Source organism: Protofrankia sp. Cr1 (assembly GCF_963555865.1).
Classification (GTDB): Bacteria; Actinomycetota; Actinomycetes; order Frankiales; family Frankiaceae; genus Protofrankia.
The window spans coordinates 1677-2826 of sequence record NZ_CAUVXO010000678.1 but is presented as its reverse complement, the minus strand read 5'-3'; the positions used below and the strand labels follow the sequence as shown (position 1 = coordinate 2826).

At 65.6% G+C, this 1150-nt stretch carries 2 protein-coding genes; both read right to left on the bottom strand.

The genetic code is table 11. The features are described from left to right. Window positions 1-646: 646 nt before the first annotated feature. Window positions 647-952, bottom strand: a complete 306-nt coding sequence (locus U9980_RS27865; protein ID WP_322751473.1) for a helix-turn-helix domain-containing protein — start codon at window positions 950-952, stop codon at window positions 647-649. Between the two features lie 19 nt (window positions 953-971). Next, window positions 972-1124, bottom strand: coding sequence for a type II toxin-antitoxin system RelE/ParE family toxin (locus U9980_RS27860; protein WP_322770651.1), 153 nt, complete (start codon window positions 1122-1124; stop codon window positions 972-974). Window positions 1125-1150: the final 26 nt, after the last annotated feature.

Below are 1150 nucleotides of genomic sequence, written 5' to 3'. Positions count from 1 at the left end.
GTGGGCCAGGCGAACAGTCTTATACCCAGTACAACGGCGATGTAGGCCGGCACCGCGAACCACAGCCCGAACGACGCGAGCAGCCCGGCAAGAACGGCCCCGACGCCAGAGCCGGCTCGAAGCGTTCTCCGCCGCTGGCGTCGGGTCATCTGCACCCTACCCTCCGGTCCGCTCATTGAATTTTTCACGGTTGCGGTACGGCGCAGGTCGGGAGCGAACAAGCTCAGGAAACAACGCATTCGCGGGCGCCCCCGGCCAGCCTGAGTTTTCATCAAAGAATAGCGGCTCCAGACGGTTACGTACGGCCACCTGAAGGTCGGGCTGACGCGCCTTTCGGGGAAGCCCGCTGGTAACTGCCTTGAGGGCGCAGGCTTACGGCATGTTGGATGTCGGAAATCCGACTGCCGGAACACACGTACAGCGTTGGAAAAACTCACCGTGGCGCTGGCCGGGTGGGCGTAGGTGCGCTAGGCCGCGGCGGCGAGAAAGGTCAGTTGTTCGGCCAGTCGCAGGGCGTCGCTGCCGGCGGTTGCCGTGGGCAGCGTGGCGACGGTTGCGGCCAGGTCGCCGGTTCCGGTGGCTCAGGAGACGACGACCGCACGCCGGTCGGGGTCGTAGGCGTACTGGCTCATCGTCCGGCACCGACTCAGCTGAGGACGACTCGTCGGTCACCGAAGTCGGCGATAATCTCGATTTTTCCGCCGAGTGCCTCCACATAGGCCCGGATGGTCGACAGCCCGGCGCGATCCAGCGCGCCACGCTCAAGATCGGACACGGACGGCTGCTTGACATGCATCCGCTCCGCGAGTTCGACTTGGGTGAGACCCTGCTCCTCGCGGATCTCCCGCAGCCGGTAGGCGCGTACCTCGGCGTCGATCTGGGCGCGGTGCTCCGCGACCCTGTCCTCGCGAGGAGGTCGCTTGGCCCGAGTCTCGTTCCAGGTGCTTGTCACGGCCAGGCCTCCCGTTGCCTCAGCGGTCATAGTCACCACGCAGCCAGCCGTCATACCGGTCGTCGGCGAGTTTGATGTTTCGGACATACCAGCCGCTCCAATCGCCGGACTTGTCGCCACCGACGAGGAGCACCGCCCGTCGCGCCGGATCGAAGATGAACAGGACACGTATCTCGCTCGATCCGGCAGATCCGGGAC